We start from the raw sequence: 26813 nt of genomic DNA on the forward strand, positions 1-26813 counted from the left end.
CTCAATGAACGACACGGCGTCTTCCCCTTCACGTCTGCTCAAGATCACCGCTGCGACGGCGCGCTGGCTGTTGGGTTTACTGATCGCTGCATGGCTTCTGCTGGCACTGTCAGTGGTTGTCCTACACGCGTGGATTGTGCCGCGAATCGGCGATTACCGTGGCGCGCTCGAGGCGCAAGCCAGCAAGGCCATCGGGGTACCCGTGCGCATCGGGTCGATCACCGCCCGTTCGGACAGCCTCTTTCCCGTCTTCGAATTGCGCGACGTGGTCCTGCACGATGCCCAGAAGCGGGAAGCCCTGCGCCTCGTGCGGGTGGTGGCGAGCGTCTCGCCGCGTTCTTTGTGGCGCCTCAACTTCGAGCAGCTCTACATCGAGGGGCCGCAGGTCGACGTGCGCCGCGACGTGTTCGGCAAGCTGCACGTGGCCGGCCTCCACATGGACACCGACACCACCGGAGAGACCCGCGCCGCCGACTGGTTTTTTGCCCAGCGCGAGCTGGTCGTCGAAGGCGGGACGGTGCGCTGGACCGACGAGCAGCGCCAGACCGAGCCCCTGCTGCTGAGCGACGTGCGCTTCGTGGCGCGCAATACCGCCCGGCGCCATGGCCTCAGGCTCGACGCCACGCCGCCGGCTGGATGGGGCGAGCGTTTCACCCTGCGCGGCCAGTTCCGCCAGCCGCTGCTGTCGGTGCGCTCCGGCCGCTGGCAGACGTGGGACGGCCAGATCTACGCCGACCTACCGTACATGGACGTCACCCGCCTCGGCCGCTATATCTCCATCGACGCGCGCATCCGCGAAGGCAACGGCGCACTGCGCCTTTGGGCCGACATGAAGAAAGGCCAGATCGTGGGCGGCGCGGCGGACCTGGGCCTCAACCGCATCGACGCCTCGCTGGGCGGCGGCCTCCAGCCGCTGGTGCTGCGTTCGGTGACCGGGCGGCTCGCCGGCCAGCTGAACGAAGAAACCTTCGAGTTCTCGACCGCCGCGCTGCAGTTCGACACCGCCGACGGCATGCGCTGGCCCGGCGGCAACCTGTGGCTGCAGCACTCGCCCGCGCAGGGCCGCACGCCCGAGCACGGCGCATTGCGCGCCGACCGGCTCGACCTGGCCGCGCTGGCCCTCATTGCCGACCGCCTGCCGCTGGGCGATGCCACGCACCGCGTACTCGATGCCTATGCGCCGCGCGGGCTGGTCGAGCGCATCGACCTGAATTGGCAGGGCTCGCTGGGCGCGCCGGAGCGCTACCAGGCCAAGGGGCGGGTCAGCGGCCTGCGCGTCGCCTCGCAGCCGGGGGCGCCGCAAACCGCCGCAGCCGCAGCCGCACCCGCTGCCGGCAACACAGCGGGCGGCACGGCCGCGGCCCCGCAACGCCCGCATGCCGGCTCGCCCGGCGTGAGCGGCGCCACGGTCGAGTTCGAGGCCACCCACGCCGGCGGCACCGCGGCACTGTCGCTGGCCCAGGGCACGCTCGAATTTCCTGGCGTATTCGAAGAGCCGGTGATTCCGATCGACCGGCTCGCCGCCCAGCTCCAGTGGAAGCTCGACAAGGGCAACGCGCAGCTGCAGGTCTCCAAGCTGCGCTTCGCCAACACCGATGCCGAGGGAGAGGCCGAAGCCAGCTGGCGCACCAGCGACCCGGCCGTGTCGTCCGGGCGCGCGCGCTACCCTGGCGTGCTCGACCTGCAGGGCAAGTTGACGCGCGCCGACGGAACGCGCGTGTTCCGCTACCTGCCGCTCGAAATCCCCCAGCACACGCGCGACTACGTGCGCAATGCGGTCACCAAGGGCACGGCCAGCAGCGTCGATTTCCGCGTGCGCGGGGACCTGCACGACATGCCTTTCATGGACCCCAAGAAGGGCGAGTTCCGCATCGTGGCCAAGGTGGCCGACGTCAACTACGCCTACGTGCCGCCCACGTCGGCCATTGCCGCGTCGACGGCATCGAAGGCTGCGGCCTCCGCTGTCCGCACCGGTGCGCCGACGCCGGTCTGGCCGCCGCTCACCGGGCTCTCGGGTGAGCTGGTGTTCGAGCGCGCGGGCATGCTGGTGCGCAATGCGCGCGGGCGGCTGGCCGGCGCATCCGGCATCGAGGTGACCAAGGCCGAGGCCCAGATCGCCGACATGTCGCACCATGCCTCGCTGCTGCGCGTCGATGCCCAGGCCAAGGGCTCGCTCGGTGAACTGCTGCGCGTGGGGGCCCCGCTGGCCGGCGAAACCGGCGAGGCGCTGTCCCGCGCGCGCGCCACCGGCGTGGCCGACTACCGCCTGCACCTCGAACTGCCGCTTGCCGCCTTGGACGCGGCCAAGGTCCAGGCCAGCATCGTGCTGTCCGACAACGAACTGCAATTCGCGCCCGAAGCGCCGTCATTCACCCAGGCCAAGGGCACGGTCAGCTTTACCGAAACAGGTTTTTCGCTGGCCGGCGTCCAGGCCCGGCTGCTGGGCGGCGACGTCCGCCTCGAGGGCCGCGGCCGCTTCGCCGGTGCCAACCGCGAAGTGGCACTGAAGGCGCAGGGCACGGCCACGGCCGAGGGCCTGCGCGGCGCGCGCGAGGCCGAGTGGCTCACCCGGATCGCGGCCAAGGCCAGCGGCAGCACGCCCTACGCGGCCACCTTCTCGATGCGCGACGGCGCACCCGAGTTTTCTCTCACCAGCACGCTGCAAGGCATGGCCCTGCAGTTGCCCGCGCCCCTGGTGAAGACGGCCGACGAGCAGATGCCCCTGCGCATCGAGAAGAAGGTGTTGCAGCGCGAAACCCGCGCGGGTGTTGCCGTCGCGGTGCAGGACCAGCTCTCGATGGAACTCGGCCGCATTGGCGCGGTCCAGTATGTGCGCGACATTTCGGGCGCCGATGCGCGGGTGCTGCGCGGAAGCGTCGCCATCGGCCTGGCACCGGGCGAAACCGCCAGCGTGCCCGACAGGGGCGTGCTGGCCAACGTGAACGTTGCCAAGCTCGACATGCCCGCATGGCAAGCCCTGGTGGGCGAGACGGGCACCAGCGCCGGTGCGGCGGAGGCGCCGGGCGGCACCGAGGACGCGGCCATGGGCTACGTGCCCACGCGCCTCGCGGTGCGCGCGCAGCAACTCGGCATTGCGGGCCGCACGTTGCACAACGTGGTGCTCGGCGGCACGCGCGAAGGCACGCTCTGGCGTGCCAACATCGACGCCACAGAACTCAGCGGCTACGCCGAGTACCGCCACGCGCAGGCCGGCCGGCTCTATGCGCGGCTCGCGCGGCTCAAGATCGCGCCGGCCGAGGCCACGCAGGTCGAAGCGCTGCTCGACGAGGAGCCGGGCACGCTGCCCGCGCTCGACATCGTCGTCGATGATTTCGAGCTGCTGGGCAAGCGCCTGGGCCGCGCCGAAATCGACGCCGTCAACCGCGGCGGCGCGGGCCGCGAGTGGCTGCTCAACAAACTGAGCTTCACCATGCCCGAGGCGAACTTCACGGCCAAGGGCACCTGGGCCGCGAGCTCGGTCACCACGCCTGGGCGGTCCGAGCGGCGGCGCACGGCCATGACCTTCACGCTCGACATCGCGGACGCCGGCAACCTGCTCACGCGCTTTGGCATGCCCGGGGTCCTGCGGCGCGGCAGCGGACGGCTCGAGGGCGACGTCCACTGGCGCGGCTCGCCGTTCTCGCTCGACTACCCGAGCCTGGGCGGCCAGATCCAGGTCAACGTCGAATCGGGCCAGTTCCTCAAGGCCGACCCGGGCCTTGCCAAGCTGCTCGGGGTGCTGAGCCTGCAGGCGCTGCCGCGCCGGCTCACGCTGGATTTCCGCGATGTGTTCAGCCAGGGCTTCGCCTTCGACTTCATCCGCGGCGACGCGAGAATCACCAACGGCATCGCGAGCACCAACAACCTGCAGATGAAGGGCGTCAACGCCGCTGCGCTGATGGATGGCTCGGCCGACATCGTGCGCGAGACGCAAGACCTGCGCGTGGTGGTGGTGCCCGAAATCAATGCCGGCACCGCCGCGCTGGTGGCCACCGCCATCAACCCGGCGATCGGGCTGGGCACCTTCCTCGCGCAGTGGGTGCTGAGCAAGCCGCTCGCCACCGCCGCCACGCAGGAGTTCCACATCGAAGGCACCTGGGCCGACCCCAAGATCGCCAAGGTGCCACGATCCATCCTGCCGAACGCCTCGGCCCTTCCCGCGCCGGCCGCGGGCGGCGCAGGCAAGAAAACGGAGACCACGCAATGAAAGTCGCAGCCATCCAGATGGTCTCGGCCATCGCCCGCGAAGCCAACCTCGCGCGCGCCCACGGCCTGCTCGCCCAAGCCGCCGAGACCGGCGCCGAGCTGGCGGTGCTGCCCGAGTATTTCTGCATGATGGGCGCGCGCGACACCGACAAGCTGGGCCTGCGCGAAACCGCCGGCGCCGGCGCCGTGCAGGGCTTTCTTGCCGATGCGGCGCGCGAGTTCGGGCTCTGGATCGTCGGCGGCACGCTGCCCATCGAGACTGCCGATGCCGAGCACGTCTTCAACAGCTCGCTGTGCTATTCGCCCGACGGCCAGTGCGTGGCGCGCTACGACAAGATCCACCTGTTCTATTTCGACAACGGCACCGAGCGCTACGACGAGCGCCGCGTGATCGCACCGGGCGCCACGCCCGTGGTGTTCGACCTGCCTTCCCGCGACGGGCACCGCTGGCGGGTGGGCATGAGCGTCTGCTACGACCTGCGCTTTCCCGAGCTCTACCGCGCGCTGGCCAGGCAGGGCGCCGAGCTGCTGCTGGTGCCCAGTGCCTTCACCCGCACCACGGGCGCCGCGCACTGGGAGGTGCTGCTGCGTGCCCGCGCCATCGAGAACCTGGCCTGGGTAGTGGCGCCCGCGCAGGGCGGCACGCACGAGAACGGCCGCCAGACCTGGGGCCAGTCGATGGTGGTCGACCCCTGGGGCACGGTGGTGGCGCAGCAGGCCAGCGACGAAGGCGTGGTGCTGTTCGACCTGGATGCCGGGCAGATCGAGCGCATGCGCGCCCAGCTGCCGGTTCTCTCGCACCGCGTACTCTAGCGATGGAGGATGTCTTGCAAGTCGCACCGCCGCGGTGGGCGCTGTCCGCCTTCGCGCGCATGCGTTCGCTGTGGCAGCGCTGGTTTCTCTGGCTGATCCTGGCCGTCCTGGTGTCGGCCTTGCTGATCACCGTGGTGTGGCTCGCGGGGCGGCACGAGGTCGAACAGGTGCAGGCGGCACTCGACCGCGACACTGCCGATGCGGTTTCCGACCTGCGCAACGGCCTGCAGCGCAATGCCCAGAGCCTGCGTGCCACGCAGGCCTCCGGGCTGGACCGCACGCACTGGCCCGAAGCCGCGGCCGGCCTGCTGCGCGAGCACCGCGAATGGCTGCGGCTCGAGTGGCGCGACGCCGCGCTGCGTCCGCTGGAGGCCGTCAACACGCCCTACCGCATGCGGCTGATCGGCGAGGAGAGCCGCGGGCCCGACCAGTCGGACGTGGCGCTGGCCTGCGCGGCCGCGCGCAAGCTCGGCGCGCCGGCCTATTCGCCGAGCCACTACGTGCCGATCCTCGGCGGGGGTGGTGTCGAGGTGATGGAGCTCTGCCTGCCCATCGACGCGGGCGGTTTCCTCGTGGCCAGCTACTCGCTGCGCGACACGCTCATCGAGCTGGTCGGCCCCACGCTCACGCGCGGCCAGGAAGTGGCATTCACCGAAGCCGACGGCACGCGCCTGGTGGCGCTCGGCACTTCGCGCCGAACGGGGACGCGCGTCTTCACCTCGCAGCAGCTGATCGACCTGCCCGGTGCCGCGCTGATGCTGCGCGTCGACGGCTGGCGCGCCGCGCCCGATCTTTTCCCCAACGTGCTGACCGCGCTGGTCACGGCCATTTCCATCGCGCTGGTGTCCGTGCTGGTGCTGCTGGCACGCGATACGCGCCGCCGGCTGCGCGCCGAGCGCGACCTGGCCGATGCGCTCGCCTTCCGCAAGGCGATGGAAGATTCGGTCATCACCGGCCTGCGCGCACGCGACCTGCAGGGGCGCATCACCTACGTGAATCCCGCGTTCTGCGAAATGGTCGGCTTCAGTCCCGAGGAGCTGATGGCCGGGAGCGGCGAATCGATCGAGGCTCCCTACTGGCCGACCGAGCTGGCGCACGAATACCAGCAGCGGCAGGCCCGGCGCCTGGCGGGTGGCATGCCGCCGCGCGAAGGCTTCGAGTCGGTCTTCATGCGCAAGGACGGCACGCGATTTCCGGTGCTCATCTTCGAAGCTCCGCTGATCAACGCGCAGCGCGTGCAAACCGGCTGGATGAGCGCCTTCATCGACATCAGCGAGCAGCGCCGCGTCGAAGAACTTTCACGGGCCAGCCAGGAGCGCCTGCAGGCCAGCGCGCGGCTCGCCACCGTCGGCGAAATGGCCTCGCTGCTGAGCCATGAGCTCACGCAGCCGCTGGCTGCCATTGCCAGCTATGCGACCGGGTCGCTCAACATGCTGGGCCCGCACGCCAAGGGCGAGCAGGCCGAGGTGGCCATGGCGGTGCGGCGCATTGCCGAGCAGGCCGACCGTGCCGGCCAGGTGATCCGCAGCGTGCACGACTTCGTGCGCCGGCGCGACCGTACGCGCGAGGCCGCGGCACCGCAGGCGCTGATCGACGCGGTGCTGCCGCTGGTGCGGCTGCAGGCGCGCAAGCTGGGCGTGAGCATCGAGGTAGCGCTCGAAGACGGCTTGCCCAAGGCCATGTGCGACCGCACGCTGGTCGAACAGGTGCTGCTGAACCTGGCGCGCAATGCGATGCAGGCGATGGACACCGCGGACAATGCCGGCGAGCGCATCCTGCGGCTGCGCGTGGCGCGCGTGGTGGCCGTCGGCGGCCCGGGCGCTGAGGACGCGCGGCGCTGGCTCGAGTTTTCGGTGGCCGACTTCGGCAGCGGCATCAGCGAAGAGGTGGCGGGCCGCCTCTTCACGCCTTTTTTCACCACGCGGGCCGACGGCATGGGGCTCGGCCTCAGCCTGTGCCGCACGGTGGTGGAGCAGCATGGCGGCGTGCTCATGTTCGAGCCCAACAGCCCCCGGGGCACCGTGTTCCGGTTTACCCTGCCGAGTACATGACTCACCCCCAGGCTTCGCGCTCGTTTTTGGAATTGATATGCAACCGCTGATCGACGGTCTCATCTTCATCGTGGACGACGACGCCAGCGTGCGCGAGGCGCTGGCCTGGCTGCTGCGCTCGCGCCGCCTCGAGAGCGAGCACTTCGCGAGCGCCGAAGCTTTCGAGCAGCGCCTGGCCGACGGTCCGCTGCCCGAGCAGCCGCTGTGCCTGTTGCTGGATGTGCGGATGCCCGGCACCAGCGGCCTGGTGCTTTTCGACCGGCTCGCGGAACGCGGCCTCCTGGACGCCATGCCGGTGATCTTCCTGACGGGCCATGCCGACGTGCCGACCGCGGTGGACGCGGTGAAGCGCGGGGCCTTCGATTTTTGCGAGAAGCCGTTTTCCGACAACGCGCTGGTCGACCGCATCGAGCAGGCGCTGAGTGCCTCGCTCCGGGCGCTGGAAATCCAGCGTGCGCAGCGCAGCCTGGCCGGCCGGATCGCCGAACTGACCGAGCGCGAGCGCGACGTGATGCGGCTCGTGGTCGAGGGATTGCCCAACAAGCTGATTGCCGATCAGCTGGCGATCAGCGTGCGCACGGTGGAGGTCCACCGCGCGCGCGTGTTCGACAAGATGGAAGTGAAATCGGCGGTCGAGCTGGCCAACCGCCTGCGGGATCTCTAGGCATCCCGAGCTTCGGTCTTGCGTGTGAACACCGCGGAACCGGCTTTGCCGGGCCGCTGGTGTTGCCCCCTGGAAGGGGGCTGGCAAAGCGACACGAAGTGCGCGAAGACTGGGGGGTCAGCCTTTTTCCGCGACGAAGATCTCGACGCGGCGGTTCTGGGCACGGCCGGCCGGCGTGCTGTTGTCGGCCAGGGGTTCGCGCGAGCCGCGGCCGTCGGTGGTGATGGCCGTCGTCGAGACGCCACGGCCCACCAGGTGGTTGCGCACGCTGTCGGCGCGGCTCACCGAGAGGCGCTCGTTGCCTTCTTCGCTGCCGGTGTTGTCGGTGTGGCCGACCACGCGCACGCTGGCTGCGGTGGCGCTGCGCAGGCCTTCGGCCGCCTTGTCCAGCACCTGGGCGAGGTTGCGCTTCACGTTGGCACGGCCCACGTCGAAAGAGAGTTCATTGGGAATCACGAGGTGCAGCTGGTTGTCCGTGGTCTGCTCGATCACCACGCCCGTGCCCTTGGTCGAGTTTTCGAGCTCGGTCTTGAGCGAGGCCAGGCGCGCGGTCCAGCTGTTGGCTGGTGCGGCCGCCTGTGCAGCCGGCGCGGCGGCCGACCCCGGCGCGGGGGATTGCGAGGCGCACCCCACAACGAACAATGCGGCCGCAGCCGCACCCGAAACAACAAACTTCCTCATGAGTTTTCCCTCTGAATTGACATTGAAACGATGGCGATGAGCGCCGGCCGCTCCCACCCCGGCCGGCTTGTTCTTTTTTGATCTGTCTTTTTATCTGTCGATGTCCGGTCAGCCTCGTGGCGCGCGCTCGCCCACGTAGATTTCGACGCGGCGGTTCTGCGCCCGGCCGCCGTCGCTGTTGTTGTCGGCAATCGGTTCGTGCGAGCCGCGGCCTTCGATGCGGAAAGCCGCCGCGCTCACGCCGCGCGCCACCAGGTAGTCGCGCGTGCTCGCGGCGCGGTCGACCGACAGCGGGTTGTTGATCGCGTCCGAGCCAGTGCTGTCGGTGTGGCCGATGATGCGCACCTCGGCATTCGGGTTGTTGCGCAGGCCGCTCGCGAACTGGTCGAGCACCGGCGCGAAGTTGGACTTGATGTTCGAACGGCCGACGTCGAAGGACACGTCACTCGGGATCTGGAGCTTGAGCTCGTTGTTCGGGGTTTGCGTCACGGCCACGCCGGTGCCCTGGGTGGCGGCTTCCATCTGGCGCTTCTGGTTTTCCATGCGCTGCGACCACAGGTAGCCGCCCAGCGCGCCGGCTGCGGCCCCGACCACCGCACCGGTGCCGATGGCACCGCGGTTGCCGCCGGTGGCAGAACCGATGGCCGCGCCGCCCAGTGCGCCAATGCCGGCGCCGATGCCGGTGTTGCGTTGGGTGTCGGTCATGCCGCCGGCACATCCGGACAGGACGAGAGCAGCGGCGGTGGTGGCGAGTACGAACTTTTTCATGGCAATCCCTTTCAAGGTTGAATCAGGCGGGACAGCTTAGCGTCGGCGAGCACGCGATGGTACGGCCTTCCTGTCTTGGAGGAAAGAGCAAAACATTCTGCAAAGTCCCGTGAATACTGCGATGATTGCTACTAAAGTAATAGCTAATAGCCTGTTTTCCGACACCCCGCGCCGACTTTGGGCTACGCAAGGAATTCACGGTTTCGGCGGCGGATTCTTTTCCGCGGGGCCGTTGCCGTCATCGGGGGCCTCGTCCTCATCGTGCAGCTCGCCCTTCCTTCGACCCGAAAACATGGTCCACCAGACGATCAATATGAACACGAGCCCGGCCCCGAGGGCTTCAAGCAAAATCAAACCCATGAGAAATGGACTCCAGTGGCTGGTTGGGCTCGCGATCGTAGCAACGCTGGCCGGCTGCTCGGTCGGGCCGCGCGTGCCTGACACACCGGCACGCCCCGCCGCCACGCCCCCGCGCGACCTCGGTCCGCTGACCGGCTCGCTCGCGCATCCCAAGAGCCGATGGGTGCCGGTGGGCTGGTCGGAACTGCCGGGTTTCGGCGACGACCCGCTGCACGAAGCCTGGATTGCGCTGCTCGCCAACTGCGCCCGGCCCAACGCCGCCTTTGCGCCGCTGTGCCGCGACGTGCGCCAGCTGGCCATTGCCACGCCCGAAGAACAGAGGCAGTGGATGACGGAGAGGCTCCAGCCCTACCGGATCGAGTCGCTCGCGGGTTCGAGCGAAGGCAAACTCACGAGCTACTACGAACCGGTGTACGAGGCCTCGCGCGTGCCCACGGCCACCTTCAGCGTTCCGATCTACCAGGCGCCCGAAGGACTGGTGCCGCGCCGCCCCTGGTACACCCGCCAGGAAATCGAAACCCTGCCCGAGGCGCAGGCGGCCTTGCGCGGCCGCGAGATCGCGTGGATGGCCGACCCCATCGACGCGCTCATGCTGCACATCCAGGGTTCCGGGCGGCTTCGCATCACCGAAGCCAACGGCGTGCAGCGCACCGTGCGCGTGGCGTTCTCGGCCACCAACGAGCAGCCCTACAAGAGCGTTCAGCAATGGCTGATCTCGCAGGGCGTGGCCAAGGTCGGCAAGTGGCCCGACGACACCAAGGCGTGGGCGGCGCAGAACCCGCAGCGCGTGTCTCAGCTGTTGTGGAGCAATCCGCGCTACGTGTTCTTCCGCGAAGAGACCATGAGCGAGGTCGATGCGGCCTTCGGCCCGCGCGGCGCGCAAGGCGTGCCGCTGACGGCGGGGCGCTCCATCGCGGTCGACCGCGAGAGCATCCCGTACGGCACGCCGGTATGGCTCGCGTCGAGCGGGCCCGCGGCGCAATTGCAGAAACTGGTGGTGGCGCAGGACACCGGCAGCGCCATCCTCGGTGCCGTGCGCGCCGACTACTTCGCCGGCACCGGCGCCGACGCCGGCCGCCTTGCCGCGAGCATGAACCAGTCCCTGCGCCTCTGGGCCCTCTGGCCAAGGCAGTTGCCCGCGCCCTGAAGGGAGAGGAGGACGGTATTCCTTTCCAGGAACACCGCGGAACCGGCTCTGCCGGGCCGCTGGTGTCGCCCCCGGCAGGGGGTTGGCGTAGCGACACGAAGTGCGCGAAGACTGGGGGAGCCAAATCTGACTGGAAGCTGAGCGTTTCACGCGGGTGTCATGCGAAGTACCTACCTTCGCGGGTTGATTTCTTGTTCAACCCACGAAAGACATTGCGCATGACCGCAAACTCCCGCAGCGACGATCCTTCGATCGATCTCGACGACATCGGCACCAACCCCACGGCGAACCCGTCCTTCAATGACCTGGTCGCGTCGCGCCTGAGCCGGCGTCAGCTGTTCGGCCTGGGTGTGGGCACAGCCAGCACGGCGCTGCTGCAAGCGTGCGGCGGCGGCGGTGGAGGCGGCGCCGCCTTCCCCGTGCTGCCCCCCGCACCGGCTCCCGCTCCACCGGCCCCGCCGCCCCCCGCGCCCGCACCGGCTCCGACACCCCTGAAGCTCAACTTCAGTGCCGTGGCCAAGAGCCTGGACGACGTGGTGAGCGTGCCCGCCGGCTACACCGCCAGCGTGCTCTACCGCCTGGGCGACCCGATTGCCGCCGGCGTGCCGGCCTATGCCAACGACGGTACCGACGCCCCCGCCACCTATGACCGCCGTGCCGGCGACCACCACGACGGCATGACCTTCTTCGGCATGGGCGCCTCGAACAAGTGGGAGCCGGCCAGCGCCACGCGCGGCCTGCTCGCGATGAACCACGAAGCCATCACGCCGCTGTTCCTGCATCCCACCGGCCAGACCATCGTCGGCACGGGCAATGCGGCGGTCCGCACCGTGGCAGACGAAGTGCTGCGCGAGTTCTACCTGCACGGCGTGAGCGTGATCGAGGTCAACAAGAGCGGCAACAGCTGGAGCTACAAGCAGGACTCGAGCTTCAACCGCCGCGTTCACACGCTCACCGAAATGACGTTCTCGGGTCCGGCCGCCAAGACCGACTACCTGAAGACCAAGTACTCGACGGACGGCAGCAAGACCCGCGGAACGCTCAACAACTGCGCCAACGGCACCACGCCCTGGGGCACCTACCTGACCTGCGAGGAGAACTGGGCCGGGTATTTCCGCCGCATTGCCGCCACCGACAACCCCAACCGCAGTGCGAAGGAAATCACTTCGTTCACCCGCTACGGCGTTTCGAGCACCGGCCGCGAACTGTGGGCCACCGTCACGCCCGACACGGCCGACAGCATCTATGGCCGCTGGAACACCCAGGTGGTCGGCGCCACCGCCACCGACGATTTCCGCAACGGTGCCAACACCTACGGCTGGGTGGTCGAGATCGATCCCTTCAACCCGGCCAGCACGCCCAAGAAGCGCACTGCGCTCGGCCGCTTCGGCCACGAAGGCGCCTGCCTCGGCCCGGTCGTGGTCGGCAAGCCGCTGGTCTGGTACATGGGCGACGACTCGCGCAACGAGTACATCTACAAGTTCGTCTCCACCAAGGCCTGGGACGCGGCCGACATCGGCGGTGGCATCGCGGCCGGCGACAAGTACATGGACGACGGCAAGCTCTACGTGGCGCGCTTCAACGCCGACGGCAGCGGCAACTGGCTGGAACTTTCCCTGGGCGTGAACGGCATCACCTCCGGCAACGCAACCTACCCCTTTGCCGACGCGGCCGATGTCGTGGTCAACGTGCGCCTCGCGGCCGACGTTGCCGGCGCGACCAAGATGGACCGCCCCGAGTGGACCGCCGTCAACCCGAAGACGGGCGACGTGTACGTCACGCTCACCAACACCAACGCCAGTTCGCGCCCGATCACCGCGACCGACGGTGCCAATCCGCGCTACTACAACGACCCCAAGGGACCGTCCGCCACCGCGCAGACCGGCAACCCGAACGGCCACATCGTGCGCTTTGCGGACGACGGCGCCAACCCTGCCGCGCTCACCTTCAAGTGGGACGTGTACCTGTTCGGCGCGCGCTCCACGGCCTCGGCCGACATCAACGTGTCGCAACTGAGCGCCGACAACGACTTCTCCAGCCCGGACGGCATGTGGTTCAGCCACGCCACGGCTGGCCTGCTCTGGCTGGAGACGGACGACGGCGCCTACACCGACGTGACCAACTGCATGCTGCTGGCCGCGCTGCCGGGCAAGCTCGGCGACGGTGGCGCGAAGACGATCACCAACGTCGACGGCGCCACCACCCGCACCCAAGCCACCTTCGTCGGCAAGGCGCCCGGCACCGACGGCCTGCGCCGCTTCCTCGTCGGCCCGAAGGACTGCGAAATCACCGGCATCGCCGAATCGGGCGACGGCCGCGCGCTGTTCGTCAACATCCAGCACCCGGGCGAAACAACCGCCGCAGCGAACATCAGCGATCCGACCAAGTTCGGCAGCCACTGGCCGCAGGGCGGCAGCGCCCGTCCGCGCTCGGCCACGGTCGTCATCACCAAGGATGACGGCGGGCTGATCGGCCTCTAAGAGAAAGCCCTCAGCGCAGGGACTCCCGGGTTGCGTGCAATCCGGGAGTCCCTACCGGGGCAGCGGCAGCGCCGTCTTGTACCTGACCTGCTTGAGCGCAAAGCTCGAGCGGATCTTCTCGATGCCTGGAATCGGCGTGAGCTGTTCCAGGATGAATTTCTCCAGCGCCGCCATGTCGGCCACCGCGATGCGGATCAGGTAGTCGCTGTCGCCCGTCATCAGGTAGCACTCCATCACCTCGTCGTGCTCGGCGATGCGCTCTTCGAAGTCGGCGAGCGACTGCTTGCTTTGCGTCGTGAGGCTGATCGAGATGAACACGTTGAGCCCCAGGCCCAGCGCCTTCGCGCTCGCGAGCGCCACATAGCGATCGATCACGCCATTCGCCTCGAGCATCTTCACGCGCGCGAGGCACGGCGACGGCGAGAGGTGCACGCGGCGCGCCAGCTCCACGTTCGACAGCGCGCCGTCGCGCTGCAGTTCGTCGAGAATGCGCAGGTCGATGGCGTCGAGTTGCATGAAATGCCGCAAAAGCTGAAGTTGTCGGAATTTTATGCTGCGAAGCCTGCATGGGATTGACCGCGCCGGTAGCTAATTTGCCGCATGGCGGCCTAAAGTGCCGGCATGAATGCCCCGATTTCCAACGACCAGATGCGTGCGCTGCTGCTCGACACGCCGCTCTCGCACGACCCCGATCCTGCAGAGACCGCCGAGTGGCGCGACGCCTTCCTGGCGCTGGCGCAAACGCATGGCCCTCAGCGCGCACGGCAGATGCTCGTGGAGCTTGCCCGTCTCGCGCGGCAGCAACGCATCGGCTGGCAGCCCGAACTCGCCACGCCCTACGTCAACACCATTGCAGTGGAAGACCAGCCGCCGTTTCCCGGCGACCTGGCCATCGAGGAACGCCTGGCTTCGCTGATGCGGTGGAATGCACTCGCCATGGTCGCGCGCGCCAACCAGGCGTATGGCGAACTCGGCGGCCACATCGCCAGCTATGCGAGCGCGGCCGATCTGTTCGAGACGGGCTTCAACCATTTCTTCCATGCGCGCAAGGACTCGGGCGAAGGTGCGCACCGCGGCGATCTCGTGTTCTTCCAGCCGCACAGCGCACCCGGCGTCTATGCGCGCGCGTACCTCGAAGGCCGCCTCGGCGAAGAAGACCTCAAGCACTACCGGCAGGAACTGACCGCGCCCGCCTTCACCGAAGGCAGCGGCGCGCGCGGCCTCAGCAGCTACCCGCATCCGTACCTGATGCCGGACTTCTGGCAGTTTCCCACCGGCTCGATGGGCATCGGCCCCATCAGCTCGATCTATCACGCGCGCTTCATGCGCTATCTCACGCACCGCAACCTGCTCGACTGCGAGGGTCGCAAAGTGTGGGGCGTGTTCGGCGACGGCGAGATGGACGAGCCCGAATCGATGAGCGCCCTGACGCTGGCCGCGCGCGAGAAGCTCGACAACCTCGTGTGGGTCGTCAACTGCAATCTGCAGCGCCTGGACGGCCCGGTGCGCGGCAACGGCCGCATCATCGACGAGCTCGAGAAGCTCTTTGCGGGCGCGGGCTGGAACGTCGTCAAGCTGGTCTGGGGCAGCGACTGGGACGGCCTCTTCGCGCAAGACACGAGCGGCGCCCTGGCCCGCGTATTCGCCAACACCGTCGACGGCCAGATGCAGACCTTCGCCGCGAAAGACGGCCGCTTCAACCGCGACAACTTCTTCGGCCAGAACCCCGAACTCGCGCGCCTGGCCGAAGGCATGACCGACGAGCAGATCGACCGCCTGAAGCGCGGCGGCCACGACCTCGTGAAGATCCATGCGGCTTATGCCGCCGCGGCCGCGCACAAGGGCCAGCCCACCGTGATCCTCGCCCACACCAAGAAGGGCTACGGCATGGGCAGCGCGGCGCAGGGCAAGATGACCACGCACTCGCACAAGAAGATGGGCGATGTCGACCTCATCGAGTTTCGCGACCGCTTCAGCCTGCCGCTGACCGACGCGCAGGCCATTGCGATGGATTTTTACCGCCCACCCGAAGACAGCGCCGAGATGCAGTACCTGCGCTCGCATCGCGAAGCGCTCGGCGGCGCCATGCCGCGCCGCGAGACCGCGTGCGAGGTGGTGCCCAAACCCGACATCGCAAGCTACGCGCAGTTCGCGACAGCGGCGGCCGGCAAGGAAATGAGCACCACCATGGCCTTCGTGCGCATGCTGGGCAACCTGCTGAAGGACAAGGCCCTGGGCCCGCGCATCGTGCCCATTGTGGCCGACGAGGCGCGCACATTCGGCATGGCCAACCTGTTCAAGCAGGTCGGCATCTATTCGAGCGTGGGCCAGCGCTATGCGCCCGAAGACATCGGCTCCGTGTTGAGCTACCGCGAAGCCACCGACGGCCAGATCCTCGAAGAAGGCATCAGCGAAGCCGGCGCCATCGCCAGCTGGACGGCCGCGGCCACCAGCTACAGCGTGCACGGCCTGGCGATGCTGCCGTTCTACATCTACTACTCGATGTTCGGCTTCCAGCGCGTGGGCGACGCCATCTGGGCCGCGGCCGACCAGCGTGCGCGCGGCTTCCTGCTGGGCGCCACCTCGGGCCGCACCACGCTCGGCGGCGAAGGCCTGCAGCACCAGGACGGCAGCAGCCACCTGGTGGCGGCCACCATTCCCAACTGCAAGGCCTACGACCCCGCCTTTGCGGGCGAGATGGCGGTGATCGTCGATGCCGGCATCCGCGAAATGATGGTCGAGCAGAAGGACGTCTTCTATTACGTCACGCTCATGAACGAGAACTACGCGCAGCCCGACGTGCCGCAAGGCGCGGAGGCGGACATCCTGCGCGGGTGCTACCGCTTCGGTGCGTACGGTCCAGCCTCGGGCAAGGCGAAGAAGAAGGTCACGCTCATGGGATCGGGCGCGATCCTCACCGAGGTCGTCAAGGCCGCGCAGCGGCTGGCCGACGAAGGCATCGAGGCCGAGGTGTTCAGCGTCACCAGCTGGAGCGAACTCGCGCGCGACGGCCTGGCTTGCGAGCAGCGTGCGCTGGCGGGCGAGAAGGAAGCCGGCGTGCCGTTCATCGCGAGGCAGCTCGGCGCCGGTACCGGACCGATCGTCGCTGCCACCGACTACGTGCGCGCCGTGCCCGAGAGCGTGCGCGCCTTCCTGCCCGAAGGCCGCCGCTACCGCACGCTGGGCACCGACGGCTTCGGCCGCAGCGATACGCGCGCGGCGCTGCGCAAGTTCTTTGGGGTGGATGCGGCGAGCATTGCGAACGCGGCGCGCCACGCACTGAGCTGAGCTGAGCTGAGTCTGCGCCGGCAGAGGGGATGGCCATCTTGTGGGCCTGCGTTAGAGTCGCAGACCCCGTCCCTCTCGCGCCCATGACCGCCCGCTTTCAATCCATCGCTCCCGGTGCCCGCCTTGCCGACCAGGTGGCCGACGCGCTGGCCGCCGAGGTGCGCAGCGGACGCCTGTCGGAAGGCGACCGCCTGCCGACCGAGGCTGCGCTGGCCGAGCAATTCGGCGTGAGCCGCACCGTGGTGCGCGAGGCGGTCTCGCGGCTCAAATCGCTGGGGCTGCTCGATTCGCGCCAGGGCAGCGGCGTGTACGTGCGCCCCGCCGGTGTCGAGCCGCTGCGCTTCGAGATGCCGCATGTGGCCTCGCGCGAAGCGGTGATCCAGATGGTCGAGCTGCGCCGCGCGCTCGAAGCCGAGGTGGCTGCGTTGGCTGCCGAGCGGCGCACCCCCGAAGACGTGCAGCGCATCCGCGAGGCCATCGAGGCGTTGCATGCCGCGGTGGCGGCCGGCGGCAACGGGGCGGACGAAGACGTGCGCTTTCACCGCGCCATTGCCGAGGCGGCGCGCAATCCGTTCCTGATCGGCACGCTCCAGTACCTGCGGCAGTTCCTGCATGGCGCCACGCGCGTCACGCGCGCCAACGAGGCGCGCCGGGCCGATTTTGCGCGCGAGGTGGCACGGGAGCACGCGCAGATCGTCGAAGCCATCGAGGCCGGCGATCCGCTGCGCGCCCGCGAGGCCGCCAAGTCCCACATGGACAACGCCATCCGCCGCATCGAGCAGGCCGACCCTGCCTTCTGGCAGCAGGAAGGCGCGCAGCTCGCGCGGCCGCTGGTCGAGGGCTGGCCCGTCGGCAAGTAAGGGAAAAAGAAACGAGGTGTAGCTTGCGGGTTTACCCGGATCGGGCAACTTGCATCAGATTTGTATGATGACCTGACAAATAAGAGGCGGGCTCAGCTCATGGGCAATCCGCACGGCTCAGTTCCTCATTCCAACGGACATCCCAATGACTTCAACACTCCAGGCGCCTCTGGTCGCCACTGCAGGCATGCAGGCCGATGTCGCGCTCGAGAAGCGCGCCTACGCCAAAGTGTTCTGGCGCCTCGTTCCCTTTCTGATGCTCTGCTACGTGGTCGCGTACCTCGATCGCGTGAACGTGGGCTTTGCCAAGCTCCAGATGGGGCAGGACCTGGGCTTCAGCGAAACCGTGTTCGGCCTGGGCGCGGGCATCTTCTTTCTCGGCTACTTCTTGTTCGAGGTGCCGAGCAACCTGCTGCTCAACCGGGTCGGCGCGCGTATCTGGATCGCGCGGATCATGATCACCTGGGGCGTGCTGTCGGCCTGCTTCGTTTTCGTGGAAACGTCGACCAGCTTCTACATCCTGCGTTTTCTGCTTGGCGTGGCGGAGGCAGGCTTCTACCCGGGCGTGATCCTGTACCTGACCCACTGGTATCCGGCCCACCGGCGCGCGCGGATCATCGCGGTCTTCATGTCGGCCATTCCGGTCGCGGGCATCTTCGGCAATCCGCTCTCGGGCTGGATCATGGACAGCTTCCATGGCATCTCGTCGATGCAGGGCTGGCAATGGATGTTCATCATCGAAGCCATCCCGGCCGTGCTCGTGGGCGTGATGGTGCTGCTCTACCTGGACAACGGCATCCAGCATGCGCGCTGGCTCGACCCCGACGAAAAGCGCCTGCTGCAGCGCGAGGTCGAGCGCGACCAGGCGCATGGCGCAAAAGGGCCGCATTCGGTGGCCGCGGTGTTCCGCGACGCGCGCGTGTGGTGGATGGCGCTGATCTACTTCGCCTTCGTGATGGGCCAATATGCGCTGACCTTCTGGCTGCCCACGCTGGTCAAGGCCACGGGTGTGAAGGGCAACCTGCACATCGGCCTCTTGAGCGCCATACCGTTCATCTGCGCCATCGTCGCGATGAACCTCTTCGGCCGCAGCGCCGATCGCCGGCAGGAGCGCCGCTGGCACCTGATCGTGCCGGCGCTCATGGGCGCCATCGGGTTCACGGTCGCGGCCTCGTACACGCAGAACACGATCGTGTCGCTCGCGTTTCTCTCGCTCGCCGCCGCTGGCGTGCTCACCTGCGCGCCCCTCTTCTGGTCCCTGCCCACCGCCTTTCTTTCGGGCACGGCGGCGGCGGCCGGTATTGCGGCCATCAATTCGGTGGGTAACCTTGCGGGGTTCGCGAGCCCGTACCTCATCGGCTACCTGAAGGACCTCACGGGCAGCACGCAGATCGGCATGTACGTGCTGGCCGGCGCCCTGGTGCTCGGAGCCATCGGCGTGTGGCTCACGCCCAAGCAACTCGTCAACCGCTGACCGGAGAACCCGCACCATGACCACCCCCCTCAACACCCCCATCGTCGGCCTCGTCGGCCTCGGCGCCATGGGCAGCGGCATGGCGCAGTCGCTGCGGCGCGCGGGCCATGTGCCGCGTGTCTTCGATGTGCGCCCTGAAGTGGCCCAGGCCTTCGCGCGCGATGGCGGCGTGGCCTGCGACACGCTGGCCGCGCTCGGCGCGCAGTGCGACATCGTGGTCTCCGTGGTCGTCAACGCGGCGCAGACCGAGTCGGTGCTGTTTGGCGACGGCACCACGCCGGGCTGCGCGGCATCGATGAAGCCCGGCAGCCTGTTCGTGATGTGCTCCACCGTGGATCCGAACTGGTCGGTCGCGCTCGAAGCGCGGCTGGCCGCCCAGGGCACCCTGTACCTGGACGCACCGATCTCCGGCGGCGCCGCCAAGGCCGCGAGCGGCCAGATGACGATGATGACCGCCGGCACGCCCGCCGCCTACGAAAAGGCCGGCGCGGTGCTCGACGCCATGGCGGCCAAGGTTTATCGTCTCGGAGACCGCGCCGGCGCGGGCAGCAAGGTCAAAATCATCAACCAGCTGCTGGCAGGGGTGCACATTGCCGCCGCGGCCGAGGCCATGGCGCTCGGCCTGCGCGAAGGCGTGGACCCGGCCGCGCTGTACGAAGTGATCACGCACAGCGCGGGCAACAGCTGGATGTTCGAGAACCGCATGGCGCACGTGCTGGCGGGCGACTACACACCGCTCTCGGCTGTCGACATCTTCGTGAAGGACCTGGGCCTGGTGCTCGACGTGGCGCGCGCCAGCAAGTTTCCGCTGCCGCTCTCGTCCACCGCGCACCAGATGTTCATGCAGGCTTCCACCGCCGGCTTTGCGCGCGAGGATGACAGCGCGGTCATCAAGATTTTCCCCGGCATCGAGCTGCCGGCTGCCGACAAGAAAGCCTGAAGAAAGAAGACGAGCACCATGAACATTCTCATCACCGGCGGCTGCGGTTTCGTCGGCGCGCGGCTCGCGCGCACGCTGCTGGCGGGCGGCCCGCTGGCACTGGCCGGCGGCACGGCCCAAGCCATTTCGCGCATCACGCTGGCCGACCGCGTGCCGCCGCCCGCCGACCTGCAAGCCGATGCCCGCGTGCAGTTCGTGCAGGGTGACCTGTACGAGCAGGCCATCAATGGCGCACTGCCGCTGGCCGACACCCACGCGGTGTTCCACCTCGCCGCGGCCGTGAGCGGCGAATGCGAAGCCGACTTCGACCTCGGCATGCGCAGCAATCTCGACACCACGCGCGCGCTGCTCGACGCCTGCCGCCGCGCCGGCCATGCGCCGGTGTTCGTGTTTTCCAGCTCGGTCGCAGTCTTCGGCGATTCGCCGGAGCAGCGGCTGCCGGCGGTGATCGAGGACACCACGCTGCCGACGCCGCAGAACAGCTACGGCATCCAGAAGTTCATCGGCGAGCAGCTTGTGGCCGACTTCACGCGCAAGGGTTTCGTGCAGGGCCGCAACGTGCGGCTCATGACGGTCTCGGTGCGGCCGGGCCGGCCCAACGGCGCGGCCTCCAGCTTTTTGAGCGGCATGCTGCGCGAGCCGCTGGCCGGCGAACGTGCGCGCTGCCCCGTCGCGCCCGAGACGGCGGTCGCGCTGGCATCGCCCGGCAACACCGTCGCCGGCATCCTCCGCGCGGCAACGGCCAGCGCCGCCGAATGGGGTGCGCGCACCGCCATCAACCTGCCCGCCTTGACGACCACCGTGCGCGAGATGGCAGAGGCGCTCGAACGCATCGCAGGCCGGGACGCCGCCGGGCTGATCGACTGGGAGCCCGATGCCAACATCGCGAAGATCGTGACCAGCTGGCCCAGCCGCATTCATGCGGCGCGCGCCGAGGCACTGGGCCTGAAGCCCGACGCGAGCTTCGACGCCATCCTGCGCGACTACGTGCGCGAGAACCCGCAGGCCGTGAAACTGCCTGTCGCGAAGGACTGAGCCATGGCCAAGTTACTGCTCGGCTGCATCGCCGACGATTTCACCGGCGCCACGGACCTTGCCAACAACCTCGTGCGCGCCGGCATGCGCGTGGTGCAGGCCATCGGGGTACCCGAGGGTCCGCTCGACGCCGACGTGGATGCCGTCGTCGTCGCGCTCAAGTCGCGCACCATCGCGCCGGCCGAGGCCATCGCGCAGTCGCTCGAAGCGCTGCGCTGGCTGCAGGCGCAGGGTGCGCAGCAGATCTACTTCAAGTACTGCTCCACCTTCGACAGCACGCCGCAGGGCAACATCGGCCCGGTGACCGAGGCGCTGATGGAAGCGCTCCAATGCGACTTCACCATTGCCACGCCCGCCTTCCCCGACAACAAGCGCACCGTGTTCAAGGGCTACCTGTTCGCGGGCGACGTGCTGTTGAGCGAGAGCGGCATGCAGAACCATCCGCTCACGCCGATGACGGACCCGAACCTCGTGCGCGTGCTGCAGGCGCAGTGCCAGCGCAAGGTGGGGCTCATCGACCATGCGGCGGTGGCACGCGGCGCGGCGGCCATTTCGGAGCGCATCGACCAGCTGAAAAGCGAGGGCGTGTCGATCGCCATCGTCGATGCGGTGTCGAACGACGACCTGCTGCGACTCGGCCCGGCGATTGCGAAGATGCCGCTGGTCACGGCGGGCTCGGGCGTGGCCATCGGACTGCCGGCCAATTTCGGCCTGGCGCCGTCGTCGCAGGCCAGCGCGTTGCCGGCCGCGGATGGGCTGCGCGCCGTGGTCTCGGGCAGTTGCTCGCTCGCCACCAACCGGCAGGTGCTCGATTTCATCCAGCGCGGCGGCGCGGCGCTGGCCGTCGATCCGCTGCGCATTGCCGCGGGCGTGGATGGCGCGGCCGAGGCGCTGGCCTGGGCCGCGCCGCTCGTCGAGAAGCAACCGGTGCTGGTCTATTCCACGGCCGAAGCCGGGGCCGTCAAGTCGGTGCAGGGCAGGCTCGGCGTCGAAGAAGCCGGCGCGATGGTCGAGCGCACCATCGCCGCCATTGCGCGCGGCCTGGTCGAACGCGGCGTGCGCCAGCTGGTGGTGGCGGGCGGCGAAACCTCGGGTGCCTGCGTGCAGGCGCTGGGCATCGTGCAGATGCAGATCGGTCCGCAGATCGACCCCGGCGTGCCGTGGTGCCATGCGCGTACCGATATTGCGCAAGGCACGCCCGTGCACATCGCGCTCAAGTCCGGCAACTTCGGTGGTGACGATTTCTTTACCAAGGCCTTTACAGTGCTGGCATGACCGAGAACCAAGCACGCGAAGAAATCTGCCGCGTCGGCCGCAGCCTGTTCGAGCGCGGCTATGTGCATGCGACGGCAGGAAACATCAGCGTTCGGCTCGATGATGGTTTTCTCATCACGCCGACCGATGCCTGCCTCGGCTTTCTCGATCCCGCGCGGTTGGCCAAGCTCGACACGCAGGGCAACCAGACCGGCGGCGACCGCGCGAGCAAGACCATTGCCCTGCACACCCGCATCTACGCGGCCGCGCGCCGCTTCGATGCAGGCACGGCCTGCGTGATCCACACGCACAGCACGCACTGCGTCGCGCTCACGCTGAATGCACCAGGCGACGAGTTGCTGCCCGCACTCACGCCGTATTTCGTGATGAAGGTGGGCCACGTGCCGCTCGTTCCGTACCACCGCCCGGGCGCACCCGAAGCGGCCGAGCTGGTGGCAAAGGCGATCGAGCGCCATGGCGTGGCCGGCACGCCGATCCGCGCCGTGATGCTCGAACGCCTCGGCCCCAACGTCTGGCACGAGACTCCGGCCGCCGCCATGGCCGTGCTCGAGGAACTCGAAGAGACCGCCAAACTCCATCTGCTCACGGGCACGGCCAGGCCGAAGCCGTTGAGCAACGAACAGATCGATGAACTGCGCCGCACTTTCGGTGCGCGCTGGTAGTAGTAAAAACACACCATGCCCCAATTCGCCGCCAACCTCTCGATGCTCTATCCGGAGCTCGACTTTCTTGACCGCTTCGAAGCCGCCGCGAAAGACGGCTTCAAGGCAGTCGAGTATCTTTTTCCCTACCCTTACGAGCGTCGCCAGATCGCGGCCCGCCTGAAGGACAACGGCCTGCAGCAGGTGCTCTTCAACGCCCCCCCGGGCGACTGGGACCGCGGCGAGCGCGGCCTGGCGTGCCTGCCGGGCCGCGATACCCAATTCCGCGAAGGCATTGCCACGGCCATCGACTACGCCGTGGCACTCGACTGTCCGCGCATCCACGTCATGGCGGGCCTGGTGCCCGAAGGCCTGGAGCGCGAAGCCGTGCAGCCGGTGTACGTGGACAACCTGCGCTGGGCTGCCGCCGAGGCGGCCAAGGCCGGCCGCGATGTGCTGATCGAACCCATCAACACGCGCGACATTCCGCGCTTCTTCCTCAACCGGCAAGACCATGCGCACGAAATCGTCGACATGGTGGGCGCGCCCAACCTCAAGGTGCAGATGGACCTGTACCACTGCCAGATCGTGGAGGGCGACGTGGCGATGAAGATCCGCAAGTACCTGCCCACCGGCCGCGTGGGCCACATCCAGATTGCCGGCGTGCCCGAGCGCCACGAGCCCGACATCGGCGAGCAGAACTATCCCTACCTGTTCGACGTGATCGATGAGGTTTCGGCGCAGTGCGGCTGGCAGGGCTGGGTCGGTTGCGAATACCGGCCGAGCCGCGGCTCGGAACCCGGCGGCACCTCGGCCGGACTGGGCTGGCTGCGGGCATTGCAACAGCGCGCATGAAGCTCGAGGCCGTGCGCATTCCACCGCGGCTGCAAGGTTTTGCCGCGGACCATGCGCAGGTTTTCGATGTCACGCTGGCCGGCGATCGCGTTCAGGCCATCGCGCCGAGCGCATCGCAGGCGCATGCACGCGGCACCCTGCTGAGCGCGCTGGTCGAGGCGCATGCGCACATCGACAAGAACTACACCGTGCAGGAAGTCGGCGCGGCCCAGGGCAACCTGTTCGCGGCCATCGAACGCATGGAGAAGCACCGCGCGGGCTGGACCGGCGAAACGCTGCGCCCGCGCATGGAGCGCGCGCTGCACGAGGCCTGGCAGTCGGGCACGCGCGCGCTGCGCACGCACATCGACTGGGTGCAGGGCGACCCACCGGCCGCGCTGGCCGTGTTCGAGGCCTTGCGGCATGAGTGGCGCGGCCGCATCGAGTTGCAGTTCGTCTCGCTCACGCCGCTGGATCTGTTCGCGGACCTCGCCGCCGGCGAGCGCATCGCGCGCGAGGTCAAGCGGGCGGGCGGCACGCTGGGCGCCTTCGTCTATCGCAACGAGGGCCTCGTGCACAAGCTCGGCCGCGTGTTCGACCTGGCGCAGGACCACGGCCTCGGGCTCGACTTCCATGTCGACGAGGGGCTCGATGCCGATGCGAGCGGCCTGCGCAGCATCGCGCAGCTGATGCGTGCGCGCGAGTTCCGGCACGGCGTGGTCTGTGGCCACTGCTGCTCGCTGGCCATGCAGGGCGACGCCGTTGCCGGCGAAACGCTGGCGCTGTGCGCCGGTGCCGGCATCCACATCGTCGCGCTGCCGACCACCAACCTCTACCTGCAAGGCGCCTGGGACCGCACGCCCGTGCCGCGCGGCATCACGCGCATTCACGAGGCGGCGGCACGGGGCTTGCGTGTGAGCCTGGCAACGGACAACGTGCAGGACGCTTTCTATCCCTATGGCAGCTACGACCTTCTGGAAACCTTCGGACTCGGCGTGCAGATGGCGCACCTCGCGCCCGCGGGCGAATGGTTCGACACCATCACCGTCAGCCCCGCGAAGGCGCTGGGGCTCGCGTGGGACGGGCGCATTGCGCCGGGCTGCCCTGCGGACCTGATTCTGCTTGCGGCCACCGGCGAGCATGAACTCGTCGGCCCGCGCGGACGCCAGCGCACCGTGATCCGTGGCGGTCAAGTAATCCTGGAGCAGACACGATGAGCATGGGCAAGCCAATGGCCAACTACGCCGCCGCCAAGCGCGTGGGCGATTTCGTCTTCATGAGCGGCGTGGTGGCGGTCGATCCGGCCACGCGCCGCGCCGTGGCCGGCTATGACGCCATTCCCGAGGAGGCTCGCACGGCCCTGCAGGGCGTGGGCTATGCCACGGGCCAGATGTCGGTCGACATCTTCGAGGCGCCCATCGTGGCGCAGAGCTGGTTCGTGCTCGAGCGCATCCGCCAGATCGCGGCCGAGCATGGCGGCACCATGGAAGACGTGGTGAAGCTGGTGCAGTACTTCCGCCACCTGCCGCACTACGCGTTCTACAACCGCGTGCGCGGGCTGTTCTATCCGGGCGAGCCGCCGGTCAGCACGGTGGTCGAGGTGTCGCGCTTCCTGCCGGGCGACGAGGTGCTGGTGGAAGTGGAAGCCACCATGTACCTGCCGCAGCACCGGTCTATTTGACTCCCGCGCCCTTGAGCAGGAATTCGGTCACCTGTTCGATCAGGTAGCGCCGGTCCTTGTCGTCGCCCTGTTGGGCCACGTTACGGAAATAGGCGGCCTGCGTGGCGTGGTCGGCGTAGAACTGCGTCACCGCCCAGATGTGGAACAGCACCAGCATCGGGTCGGCCTTGTCCATCAGGCCCTGGTTCATCCAGTTCTGGATCACGGCGGCGGCCTGGTCGGTGCGTGCCTTGCTCGTGTCCATCATGGTGTTGAGCACGGGTGCGCCGCGCAGCATCTCGGCGGTGAAGATGCGCGAGCGCAACGGGTGTTCGAACGAGAACACCATCTTGCGGTGGATCAGGTCGCCCAGCACCTTGCGCGGACCCAAGGCCTCGTCGGCAAAGCCGAACACCACGATCCAGTCGTTGAGGATGTCCTGCAGGATCTGCCGGTAGAGCGCCTCCTTGCTCTCGATGTAGTAGTGCAGCTGCGCCTTCGAGAGCCCGGCCTTGTCGGCAATCGCCTGCGTCGAAGCGCCGGCCAGCCCCTCGCTGGCGAACACCTCGATGGCGGCCTGGTTGATGTGGCCGAGCACCTGGCTGTACTTGCGCGATCGGCCGCGCGTGGCGGGCGCCTCGTCGTCGCTTTCTTCGATGCTCACAGCTGCAGTACCAGTTCCTGCCCCTTGGCGCGCGAGCAGCACAAGGCCACCTTGTGGCGCCGCTCGGTGCCCGTGAGGCAGAAGTCGCGGTGCTCCGCGCCCTCGCCGTCGCCTTCGACCACGCAGGTGCCGCACAGCCCCTGCTGGCACGACACCGGAATGTCGATGCCGACTTCATGCAGCGCATCGACGGCGGTCTGGTCGGCTGCCACCGGAACGCTGATGTTGCGCTGCGCGAGCTTCAGCGTGAAGGGCAGGCCGGTGCTCGTGTCGGCGTCCGTCGGCGCGGCAAAGTATTCGGCGTGCTGCGCGTCTTCGGGCCAGTGTGCGGCGGCCTCTCGCACGGCCTGCATGAAACCAGCGGGGCCGCAGACGTAAAGGTGCGTTTCGGGCGCACGCTCGGCCAGCAGCGCGCGCAGGTCGATGCGCTGCGAGGCGTCGCCCTGGTCGAGGTGCAGCCGCAGGTGCGGCGCCAGCGCGGGGTCGCGCAGCGCTTCGGCAAAGGCCAGGTGCTCTTCGCTTCGCGCGAACACGCAGAGCGTGAAGTCCGCGCCGCGCGCAGCGAGCGCCTGCGCCATCGCCAGCAGCGGCGTCATGCCGATGCCGCCGGCCAGCAGCAGGTGGTGCGTTGCTTCTTCGCGCAGCGGAAAGGTGTTGCGCGGCGCGCTGATCGCGAGCAGGTCGCCCTCGCGCACGCGCTCGTGCATCGAGGCCGAGCCGCCACGGCTCGCGGCCTCGCGCTTCACGCCGATCACATACGAGGCGGCGTTCGACGGCGCATTCGAAGACCATCGTGCCAGCGAGTACTGGCGCGAAAACCCGCCGGGCATGTGCACGTCGATGTGCGCCCCGGCCTCGTAGCCCGGTAGCGCGCGGCCCCACGGATGCGTCAGCTCGAAGGCGAGGATCTCGGGCGTCTGGCGCGAGATGCGTTCGACGCGGACGGTCAGCGTGCGTTCGAGGCTCATGGTG

At 68.5% G+C, this 26813-nt stretch carries 22 protein-coding genes; 16 read left to right on the plus strand and 6 right to left on the minus strand.

The window, feature by feature from the left end; all coding sequences use genetic code 11:
- Positions 1–4: 4 nt before the first annotated feature.
- Genes ACAM55_RS00170 through ACAM55_RS00185 form a run of 4 tightly spaced genes read left to right on the plus strand, consistent with a single transcriptional unit; the run spans position 5 to position 7734 of the window.
- Positions 5–4207, plus strand: a complete 4203-nt coding sequence (locus ACAM55_RS00170; RefSeq protein WP_369654135.1) for a YhdP family protein — start codon at positions 5–7, stop codon at positions 4205–4207.
- Positions 4204–5019, plus strand: coding sequence for a carbon-nitrogen hydrolase family protein (locus tag ACAM55_RS00175; protein ID WP_369654136.1), 816 nt, complete (start codon positions 4204–4206; stop codon positions 5017–5019). The genes ACAM55_RS00170 and ACAM55_RS00175 overlap by 4 nt, the downstream gene beginning before the upstream one ends.
- A gap of 2 nt (positions 5020–5021) precedes the next feature.
- Positions 5022–7070 (plus strand): nitrogen regulation protein NR(II), encoded by a 2049-nt coding sequence (locus tag ACAM55_RS00180; RefSeq protein WP_369654137.1) that lies wholly within the window; start codon positions 5022–5024, stop codon positions 7068–7070.
- Positions 7071–7107: 37 nt separating this feature from the next.
- Positions 7108–7734 carry a response regulator transcription factor gene (locus ACAM55_RS00185; protein ID WP_369654138.1) on the plus strand — a complete coding sequence of 209 codons (627 nt, stop codon included), beginning with the start codon at positions 7108–7110 and terminating at the stop codon, positions 7732–7734.
- 117 nt (positions 7735–7851) lie between these two features.
- On the opposite strand, the gene ACAM55_RS00190 is transcribed toward ACAM55_RS00185, so the two are convergent.
- The 3 genes from ACAM55_RS00190 to ACAM55_RS00200 form a co-directional block, all read right to left on the minus strand.
- Entirely contained in the window at positions 7852–8415 is a 564-nt protein-coding gene (locus ACAM55_RS00190; protein ID WP_369654139.1) for an OmpA family protein, read from the minus strand.
- 108 nt (positions 8416–8523) lie between these two features.
- Positions 8524–9183 (minus strand): OmpA family protein, encoded by a 660-nt coding sequence (locus tag ACAM55_RS00195; protein WP_093020439.1) that lies wholly within the window; start codon positions 9181–9183, stop codon positions 8524–8526.
- 195 nt (positions 9184–9378) lie between these two features.
- Positions 9379–9543 (minus strand): hypothetical protein, encoded by a 165-nt coding sequence (locus tag ACAM55_RS00200; protein WP_369654140.1) that lies wholly within the window; start codon positions 9541–9543, stop codon positions 9379–9381.
- On the opposite strand from ACAM55_RS00200, the gene ACAM55_RS00205 reads away from it, so the two are divergent.
- Together ACAM55_RS00205 and ACAM55_RS00210 are read left to right on the plus strand one after the other, a co-directional pair.
- Positions 9542–10690 (plus strand): murein transglycosylase A, encoded by a 1149-nt coding sequence (locus ACAM55_RS00205; protein WP_369654141.1) that lies wholly within the window; start codon positions 9542–9544, stop codon positions 10688–10690. The genes ACAM55_RS00200 and ACAM55_RS00205 overlap by 2 nt on opposite strands.
- 218 nt (positions 10691–10908) lie before the next feature.
- Positions 10909–13170: a PhoX family phosphatase gene (locus tag ACAM55_RS00210; protein ID WP_369654142.1), complete on the plus strand. Its 2262-nt coding sequence runs from the start codon at positions 10909–10911 to the stop codon at positions 13168–13170.
- A gap of 51 nt (positions 13171–13221) precedes the next feature.
- Here ACAM55_RS00210 and ACAM55_RS00215 read toward each other — a convergent pair whose 3' ends face one another.
- Positions 13222–13686: an Lrp/AsnC family transcriptional regulator gene (locus ACAM55_RS00215; protein ID WP_093020445.1), complete on the minus strand. Its 465-nt coding sequence runs from the start codon at positions 13684–13686 to the stop codon at positions 13222–13224.
- A 105-nt stretch (positions 13687–13791) separates the two neighbouring features.
- On the opposite strand from ACAM55_RS00215, the gene mdeB reads away from it, so the two are divergent.
- The 10 genes from mdeB (at position 13792) to ACAM55_RS00265 (ending at position 25198) form a co-directional block, all read left to right on the plus strand.
- Entirely contained in the window at positions 13792–16458 is a 2667-nt protein-coding gene (gene mdeB / locus ACAM55_RS00220) for an alpha-ketoglutarate dehydrogenase (RefSeq protein WP_369654143.1), read from the plus strand.
- Between the two features lie 83 nt (positions 16459–16541).
- Entirely contained in the window at positions 16542–17318 is a 777-nt protein-coding gene (locus tag ACAM55_RS00225; RefSeq protein ID WP_369654144.1) for a FadR/GntR family transcriptional regulator, read from the plus strand.
- A 187-nt stretch (positions 17319–17505) separates the two neighbouring features.
- A complete protein-coding gene (locus tag ACAM55_RS00230) occupies positions 17506–18792 on the plus strand; it encodes an MFS transporter (protein WP_369656475.1) in 1287 nt (428 codons plus the stop codon).
- 16 nt (positions 18793–18808) lie between these two features.
- Complete coding sequence (gene ltnD / locus ACAM55_RS00235; protein WP_369654145.1) at positions 18809–19732, plus strand: L-threonate dehydrogenase; 924 nt, start codon at positions 18809–18811, stop codon at positions 19730–19732.
- A gap of 18 nt (positions 19733–19750) precedes the next feature.
- Positions 19751–20767 (plus strand): D-erythronate dehydrogenase, encoded by a 1017-nt coding sequence (denD, locus tag ACAM55_RS00240; RefSeq protein ID WP_369654146.1) that lies wholly within the window; start codon positions 19751–19753, stop codon positions 20765–20767.
- 3 nt (positions 20768–20770) lie between these two features.
- Positions 20771–22042 (plus strand): 3-oxo-tetronate kinase, encoded by a 1272-nt coding sequence (gene otnK, locus ACAM55_RS00245; RefSeq protein WP_369654147.1) that lies wholly within the window; start codon positions 20771–20773, stop codon positions 22040–22042.
- Positions 22039–22704 (plus strand): aldolase, encoded by a 666-nt coding sequence (locus ACAM55_RS00250; protein ID WP_369654148.1) that lies wholly within the window; start codon positions 22039–22041, stop codon positions 22702–22704. Before otnK ends, ACAM55_RS00250 begins: the two co-directional genes overlap by 4 nt.
- A gap of 15 nt (positions 22705–22719) precedes the next feature.
- Positions 22720–23538: a 2-oxo-tetronate isomerase gene (otnI, locus tag ACAM55_RS00255; protein WP_369654149.1), complete on the plus strand. Its 819-nt coding sequence runs from the start codon at positions 22720–22722 to the stop codon at positions 23536–23538.
- Positions 23535–24734, plus strand: a complete 1200-nt coding sequence (locus ACAM55_RS00260; protein ID WP_369654150.1) for an amidohydrolase family protein — start codon at positions 23535–23537, stop codon at positions 24732–24734. The genes otnI and ACAM55_RS00260 overlap by 4 nt, the downstream gene beginning before the upstream one ends.
- Positions 24731–25198, plus strand: coding sequence for a RidA family protein (locus tag ACAM55_RS00265; protein ID WP_369654151.1), 468 nt, complete (start codon positions 24731–24733; stop codon positions 25196–25198). The genes ACAM55_RS00260 and ACAM55_RS00265 overlap by 4 nt, the downstream gene beginning before the upstream one ends.
- Here ACAM55_RS00265 and ACAM55_RS00270 read toward each other — a convergent pair.
- Positions 25191–25841 carry a TetR family transcriptional regulator C-terminal domain-containing protein gene (locus ACAM55_RS00270; RefSeq protein ID WP_369654152.1) on the minus strand — a complete coding sequence of 217 codons (651 nt, stop codon included), beginning with the start codon at positions 25839–25841 and terminating at the stop codon, positions 25191–25193. The genes ACAM55_RS00265 and ACAM55_RS00270 overlap by 8 nt on opposite strands.
- On the minus strand, positions 25838–26809 hold the full coding sequence (locus ACAM55_RS00275) for a 2Fe-2S iron-sulfur cluster-binding protein (RefSeq protein ID WP_369654153.1): 972 nt from the start codon (positions 26807–26809) through the stop codon (positions 25838–25840). The genes ACAM55_RS00270 and ACAM55_RS00275 overlap by 4 nt, the downstream gene beginning before the upstream one ends.
- Between the last annotated feature and the right edge of the window lie 4 nt (positions 26810–26813).

Origin of the sequence: Variovorax sp. V213 (genome assembly GCF_041154455.1) — a bacterium.
Taxonomy (GTDB): domain Bacteria; phylum Pseudomonadota; class Gammaproteobacteria; order Burkholderiales; family Burkholderiaceae_C; genus Variovorax.